Consider the following 7,484-nt stretch of genomic DNA (forward strand, 5'->3'; position numbering starts at 1 on the left):
CCCCTTTCTAAGCTTATGAACTTGATCCAAATGAAGTAATCATTGAGCTTTGGGTGTTTAATTGCTGAAGTGCTGTTTCGAGTGCTGAAAACTTATTCCAATAATAGGTTTCTTCAGTTTTTAGTTTTGTTTTTAAGCTGGTGATACTTTTATTCGTTTTTGTGATTTTTTCTGTAATACTATTTTCAGTATTCGATAGTGTTGATTCATAACCTGCCAATTCGATTAAGGAACCACGAGATCCTTTAACACCTGTCGTTTTTGCTGCACCATCAATAATAGAATTTAATTGATTAGCCAAGCCTGTCGTACTGGCGGTAAATAATTCTTTAATCTCAGTGCCTTTTGACGCTAGTGCTTCATCCAGCTTTTCTTCATCAATTTTTAGCTTACCATTTTCTGCATAACCAGATGAGGTGATCCCCATATTAAACAAGGTGATCCCGCCACTTACTGCCGATCCGTACATCATGGACTGCATCTTTGAGGTAATTCCTTTTAAAACACTGTCTCCCTGTAGTAGTCCAACCTTTGCCTTGGTTTCCCAAGCTTCAATTTCTTTTTCTGTCATCTCTTCTTTTTGAGCATCGGTTAATGGTGCATAATCTGAATCGGCATTCTCTTTTACGAGTCCATTCATCATAGAAATCATATTGTTATAATCAGTAACAAAGCTTTTTATGGTATCCTTTAATGACGTTGTATCTTCACTCATCGTGATTGTCAATTTTTCATCAGCCGCAGTTTTTTCCAGAAGCTGAATTTTAACCCCGTTGACTTCAATTGAATTGGAAGTCCGGACGATGGATTGTCCATTGACTTCCAGTATTGCATTTTTTCCGGCTTCAGATTTTGCACTTGTACCGACTGGTTCCGTTGAAAGATCTGCCAGTCCAAAAGCATTCATTAGTGTTCCTGAAGTATCATTAACGACAATATTATCCCCGGCACCACTTTCCTTGGCTGTTAAAGTAAATTTGTCAGTAATAGTTGAATAGGACATCGTAACACCCGCATCACTAGCATTGACTTTGCTGATAACACTTGAAAGTGAGTCGGTGGTTATGAACGAAAAATTTTTACCGTTGATTGTGAATTTATATTCTCCATTGACGGCATTGGTATCTTTTAACAGCGGAAGATCCGCGATTGTTTTATTTGTATTGAGACGATCGGTTTGACCATCGGTAAATCCTAATTGGGTTAGCGTAGCAGTGTCAGAATTAAGTGCGCTGACCGTTAGTTGGGCTCCCGATGAGGAGAAACCAATTTTACCATCAGTGAAAGACACATCTACAACCGGTACTCCGGCACTTTTTTCGCCAAATGCTGCAGTAATCTTATTTTGAAGTGCTGCCTCTAAGCCTGTACCATCTACCCCAACACTGTTTTTAAATTCCTGATCCAGGGTAATCGTCCGAACCGTTCCATCCATTTTTAATAAAAACGACTTACTGGTTCCCCCTATACTATTCAACAGATCCGAAACATTCGCAGCATTTCCAGTCAGAGCTTTCGATGCACCATCTACCCCCGTTATTGTCTGACTTGTGGCTAACTGGGTAATATTCGAAACCTCGATGTTTCCAGTCGTTGCGGCACTAGTTGTGGAAACTGAAATTTTTGTTGATGCTGTTGATGCTTTGACAGTATTATATAGTGATGCACTTCTAAAATTAGTTGTCGATAATATATCTAGATACTTGCTTTGGAATTCTTTCAAAGCTTTAGAAACACTTCGGTAGGCCGTTTGTTTCCATTCCATTTTTTGAACACTCTGTTGTTTTTTTGCAATTTTCGAACGACTTGAATTTGTCAAACTTTCAACTAAGGATTCCGTGTCAAGACCAGATACCAGCCCAGCCATTCCAGTTTTTGCAGACAATGACGATAAAGCGCTTGTTGATGAGTTAACTGAAGTTGCCATTTTTATCCCTCCAAACTTGTTTTTCTTATTAACTTGTTTTTCTTACTAAAATTATATTTTCACTACGGATTTTTCTTCGTTATATATTCAATCGTCATTTTTCTGTAAAACTTTAGCATTCTTTTTGATAAATAGACGGTTTGACATATTTAAAGTTATGCTCTACTGAGGCCAGTGATTCGCTTTGTCCGATAAAAAAGTAGCCTCCAGGGTGCAGCGCATCATAAAATTTTTGCACCACACTGTTCTTGGTTGGTTTGTCAAAATAGATCATCACATTCCGGCAGAAAATAGCATGAAAGGGTTTTTTAAACTGAAATCGGGATAGTAAATTGAAGTTCCGATAGGCCACACCTTTGCGGATTGGCTCAGTAACCGACAAATATTCTTCATCATATTCTTTGAAATACTTCCGTTTCCATTCCATGGGAATCTTAGATAGCTCTTCTTTTGAATAGACTCCGGATTTAGCCGTCATTAAAACCCGATCCGAAATGTCGGATGCCAAAATGGTACTGTCCCAAGTATTAAGTTTGCTGCCGAGATAATCATGGGTAATCATCGCCAAGGTATATGGCTCCTGTCCCGATGAACAACCGGCGCTCCAGACCCGCAGATCCCTGGTTTTGGTTGTTTCATCCACCCAAGGAAGCACCTGTTGTTTGTAGAAATCAAAATGTTCACTTTCCCGTAAAAAATAGGTATGATTAGTGGTTAGCTTATTTATGAGCACACTGATTTCATCGTTCTTTTTATCGGTCTTAACATACTCAAAATAATCCATATAGTTGTCATAACCCAACTGGGAAACATAATGACTCAAGCGGCCTTCAATCAGGTGTCGCTTTTTCCGTAAGTCAACCCCATAATTCGAATGGACATAGGTTGTGATGGCCTGAAATTCGTCTTCCTTAAGTTTTATCATTTTCTTTACCTCGTATTTTTAGCGAACGCTTCTTAATAATGATCTAAAATTGCCGGGATATCAACAATCAGGCTGATGCTCCCATTTCCTAGAATCGTACAACCGGCAATCCCCGAGTTTTTTATTGAATAATGGTTTAAATATTTAGGGATTGGCTTAACGACAATCTGATGTTTCTTAATCAGATCATCCATAAACAAGCAGGCAAAGGTGTCGCCTGAATCCACTAACATCAGGATCCCATCTTCAATGTGGGTTTCGCATTTTTTATCTTCGAAAATATCATGGAGTCGAATCAGCGGGTAGCATACCCCCCGGATCATGACCATTTCATTGTTATCCGGGTCTTTAATCAGTTGGTTGGCGGTAATCTTAAAGGTTTCGCGGATATTGCTGATGGGGATTTCATAAATGTCTTCCCCTACCAGAACCTCCATCCCGGAAATAATTGATAAGGTCAAGGGAATTTTAAGGAAGATATTGGTTCCTGAGCCTTTTTCGCTTTCGATGGAAATAGAGCCACCAACCTTTTCAATATTCTTCTTGACCACATCCATCCCAACACCACGACCAGAAAACTCCGTTACGGTTTCTTTGGTAGAGAAGCCAGGCGCCATGATCAGATTGAGAATCTCTTTTTCAGAATACTCTTCTTCCGGTTTGACCAACAGTTTTTTCTCTTTCGCTTTTTCCAGAATACCGACCGGATCCAGCCCCTTGCCGTCATCACTTACCGAAATAATGATGTCGCCCCCCACGTTCTGGGCAGAGAGAATAACCTTACCCACCGGGTTCTTACCGACGGCAATTCGCTCTGCCGCACTTTCGAGGCCGTGATCCATGGCATTTCGAACCAGATGCATCAGTGGATCAGCAATCCCATCGATGATGGTTTTGTCAACCTCGGTGCTTTCACCCATTGTTATGAATTCCACTTCTTTTTTTAACTTCTTGCCAACATCCCGGACAATACGCTGCATTTTTTTAAAGGTGCCTGAGATGGGAATCATCCGAATAGACATGACGATGTCTTGGAGCTCATCGGTGAGTTTCTGCAATTGGGTGGAAGCTTTTTCAAAACTTTCATCCCGCTTGCCTTCCATACCGACACTACCAAAAACCATCGATTCAGTAATAACAATTTCTCCGATCAGATTCATCAGGGTATCGAGCTTATTCAGATCGACACTGATCAGGTTCTGGACATTATTTTTTTGTTTATTGGCATCAACCACCTTTTCAGATGCCTTTTTTCCGGTCTCAACCACTTCCGGTTTAGCTTCAATTTCTGGTTCGATAATTTCTTCCTGGGCACAATCCAAAAATTCGATACTTTTGACCGATAGAATACTTAGCGCAATATTCTCGATGGTTTCCTTATCGGCTGAGGTTTCAACATGACAAAAGAAGCCATTCTTAAGAATAATGCCAGCAGCTTCAGGATTATTATTGAGTTGCTCCGGAACTGTTTTTGAGACCTTCCCAATGGATTCCAGTTTGTTAACCAGCATAAAGGCACGGATATTTTCCATCTGGGAGTCTTCATTAAAGCGGGTATGAATACAGTAAACATGGGGCTTGTCATCGTCTGAAACGAACGCTTCATGATCCGTATCCGCCTCGCTATGGGCCTCATCAAAATTCATATCGCCAAATAAATCATCTTCCATGGCCGCTGCCAACGTGATTGATTCATCATCTGATTGGTTTTCCATCGCTTCAGCCTGGGCTTGTTCCGGTGTTTCCGTTACCAAGCCTTTAATTCGATTTAAAAAGGCATCCGTTTCACCCGTCAGTTCTTCGTTTTCATCCAACAGGGTCTCGTTGTTTTTAATCTTCTCAACTTCTCCCTTTAAGAAGGTGGAGAAATTAAGCACCAGATCCATTAAATCCCCAAAGTCCTCCGGTTTGATGCCGTTTTCCCGGATAACGAAAAACAGATCCTCCAACTTATGGGCAGAATGCGCCAGCATGTCAAATTCCATCATGGCTGAAGATCCTTTGATGGTATGCATAATCCGGAAGATTTCATTAATGTCATCCGGTGTCAGTTCCGCATTGTCCTCAGATTGAAGTAATATTTCCTCTAATTGATCAAGCAGGGTTTCCGATTCAAAAATATACATCTCTAAAATGGAATCATTTCCAGAATCATAATTACTCATTTTGTCCATCCTTTATATACACGAAATTTTTGGCTTATTTTATTATATCGGGTTTTTATGCTAAATGCACTTTATTTTTTTAATCGCTATTAATATACCCCTGTTTAGGGGACTTTATCAATATTAAAGACCCTTTTCTGTAAATTCCCCGAATTAATTTACACTATATCCTATATCGACCAAATCCCATAAATCCTTAGTATATAGAAAAGCGTTTTAAAATTGGTCAAAACTTTATCATTTCTGATCTTACCCGCAAATAGCTACTGAAATGATTGATTATCTTTTGCTAATACAGTATAATCGTAACTAACATAAAGTCACGAACATTTCACCTATTACAAAGTAGCTGTTATTTTAAATTGGAAGGAGCTCTCTGTTGGATAGTATCAAAATCACCTCTACCGTTTCCACCCCAAAAATCACCGATATACCCAGTAAACATACCCCCAGTGATTCTATTTTTGATATTAATAACCTTGATAACGCGGTTAAAATAGAACCGGTGTCGGAAAACTACCAAAAGGAGAGTTTCCGGGAAACCCTGTTTCAAAATTTACAAAAAGAAATCTTAAAGCCTCTGATGAACAGCACCACTGCCGAAGCCGATGCGTTGCGCAAACTGGTACTGATCTCTGAGCTTTTTGAATCCTCTGCCGGTGCCATTCCCAAGGAAATTCTGGATGGTATTTTTATTAACTCTCAGGATCTCCTCAGCGAACTGCTGCTGCGGGATAAAACTGACTCGATTTTTAAGGGAGCTTTTTTTGACAGCCTGCGATCACTGGCTAAACTTGAAGGTTACCCCCAGTTAAAAGATGCCATCGTATCAATTCTTCGTCATTATGACGCCTATGTGAATCGCAACCAGACCCTCAACGGGATTTTTTTGGAAAGTAGCCGCTTACTGATGACCCTTCCTTCCAAAGAACGGGCGCTGCTTGAGCAGCAACTGATCAAACTGGAAGCGGTATTAAGTAAATCAAACGGCCTTGAGCAACCCAATCAGGAGCTACAAAACCTGATCAATTTAAAAGCTGCCCAAAATGGTAAACTGGGTGATCAGCTTGAACAACGCCTGGCCCGGATTGAAGAGCTGTTGCAATCAAAAAACCTCAACTATCAGGAAATTCAGCAACTGCTTAAAAATGAAACGATCCCCACCCTACGGCAGATTTTACAGTCGCAGGCCTATAGCGATAAAACTTATCAGTCTGTAGCTACCATCATTGACCATATTGTCCGTTATGATAAAGGTAATCCTGAGCAGCTGGAAGCGGCCGTGCTGCGGTTTTCCCAGGCTTTAAAACCTCTTTCCAATTTAACCGACAGTGATATTCTAGAAATGAAAAACCAGCTTTTTCGTCATGCTAAAGAGGCCGAGATTTTAGCCGAACGGCTGGAATCTTCTTCACGTAATCCCGGTGAAGGCGAAAAGGTGGCTCTGGCTCAACTACTGGAACAAGCCCTCGATGAAAACAACTCCAGTAAAATCATCAACTCAGCCCATAGCCTGCTAGAAACCATGGTTCGTAACGAAAGCCCGATTCTTACAATTATGCACTTTTTAATTCCGCTACGATTTCTGGATGAAAACTCCTACGGCGAATTTTTTGTGGATAAAGACCCCGCAAAAAAAGGAGAAAAAGGAAAGGCCGAAAACGCCACCGATATCTTTTTCACCATCCAATCAGACCGCTATGGCAATTTTGAGGTGGAGTTGTTGGCCCGGGATAAAAATATCACCCTCAATATCAAATCACCTGCACCCCTGGTGGAAACCTTAAAATCCACCCGTGACCAATTAAAAACCATCGTTGAGGAACAGGGTTATTCCCTGGCTGGTTATGGTGTTGGTGAATACACCCAAAGCCAAACCATCCTGCAGCGATTTCCCAAACTGGCTTTTCGAAAGGTAGGACTCGATGTCACCATCTAAAAATAAAAAAACAAAGGCCGTCCATATTCAGGACGGCCAGATAAAAAAAAATAACAGCAACGATCAAAATGATTCCGACAAACCGCTCAAGGTAACCGCCCTGCGCTATGATCCGGAAAAAAATAATTCTCCAGTGATTGTCGCCGCCGGGACGGGTTTTGTTGCCCAAAATATATTAAACGTCGCTGAAGAAAATGGTATCCCCATTTATCATGATGACTCTGCTGCGACCCTGCTATCCAAGCTGCAGATGGGCCAGGAAATCCCCCCGGAGCTGTTTCAGATTGTGGTGAATATTTATGTATCGTTGCTTAATTTAGCAGAGGGGACTGATGTGGGGGATCGGTTGTTTTGATGATCAAGATTCTGCCCGCTTGCATTTATTCAATTATTCCATCCAGAAAAGCGTTCAGCGGTGGCACCTTTGGTCGAATCGGCAAAAAGCCAAGCGTCGTAGAAACTGCTGTTGTAATGTAAGCGATTAATAACAAGGTGCCTTACATCTAGAATAAATCCATGAGATAATAG

5 protein-coding genes are annotated in these 7,484 nt (G+C 40.9%); 2 read left to right on the forward strand and 3 right to left on the reverse strand.

All coding sequences use genetic code 11. From position 1 onward, the window contains the following. Positions 1 to 13 precede the first annotated feature (13 nt). The 3 genes from fliD to Q7P33_RS15550 all read right to left on the reverse strand — a co-directional run bounded on the left by fliD (position 14) and on the right by Q7P33_RS15550 (position 5,017). Complete coding sequence (gene fliD / locus Q7P33_RS15540) at positions 14 to 1,927, reverse strand: flagellar filament capping protein FliD (protein WP_303871657.1); 1,914 nt, start codon at positions 1,925 to 1,927, stop codon at positions 14 to 16. A gap of 112 nt (positions 1,928 to 2,039) precedes the next feature. Beyond that, positions 2,040 to 2,852 (reverse strand): protein-glutamate O-methyltransferase CheR, encoded by an 813-nt coding sequence (locus Q7P33_RS15545; RefSeq protein WP_303871658.1) that lies wholly within the window; start codon positions 2,850 to 2,852, stop codon positions 2,040 to 2,042. Positions 2,853 to 2,884: 32 nt separating this feature from the next. Continuing rightward, on the reverse strand, positions 2,885 to 5,017 hold the full coding sequence (locus Q7P33_RS15550; RefSeq protein ID WP_303871659.1) for a chemotaxis protein CheA: 2,133 nt from the start codon (positions 5,015 to 5,017) through the stop codon (positions 2,885 to 2,887). Positions 5,018 to 5,396: 379 nt separating this feature from the next. Between Q7P33_RS15550 and Q7P33_RS15555 the strand changes: the two genes are divergently transcribed. After that, positions 5,397 to 6,956 (forward strand): hypothetical protein, encoded by a 1,560-nt coding sequence (locus Q7P33_RS15555; RefSeq protein WP_303871660.1) that lies wholly within the window; start codon positions 5,397 to 5,399, stop codon positions 6,954 to 6,956. Then, complete coding sequence (locus Q7P33_RS15560; RefSeq protein WP_303871661.1) at positions 6,943 to 7,311, forward strand: EscU/YscU/HrcU family type III secretion system export apparatus switch protein; 369 nt, start codon at positions 6,943 to 6,945, stop codon at positions 7,309 to 7,311. The genes Q7P33_RS15555 and Q7P33_RS15560 overlap by 14 nt, the downstream gene beginning before the upstream one ends. The last annotated feature ends 173 nt before the right edge of the window (positions 7,312 to 7,484 follow it).

This window comes from Acetobacterium wieringae, from assembly GCF_026646375.1.
GTDB classification, from domain to species: Bacteria; Bacillota; Clostridia; order Eubacteriales; family Eubacteriaceae; genus Acetobacterium; species Acetobacterium wieringae_A.

Coding starts and splice junctions, on each gene's coding strand:
- fliD (WP_303871657.1), bottom strand. CDS start 1,927: ATGGCAACTTCAGTTAACTCATCAACAAGCGCTTTATCGTCATTGTCT.
- Q7P33_RS15545 (WP_303871658.1), bottom strand. CDS start 2,852: ATGATAAAACTTAAGGAAGACGAATTTCAGGCCATCACAACCTATGTC.
- Q7P33_RS15550 (WP_303871659.1), bottom strand. CDS start 5,017: ATGAGTAATTATGATTCTGGAAATGATTCCATTTTAGAGATGTATATT.
- Q7P33_RS15560 (WP_303871661.1), top strand. CDS start 6,943: ATGTCACCATCTAAAAATAAAAAAACAAAGGCCGTCCATATTCAGGAC.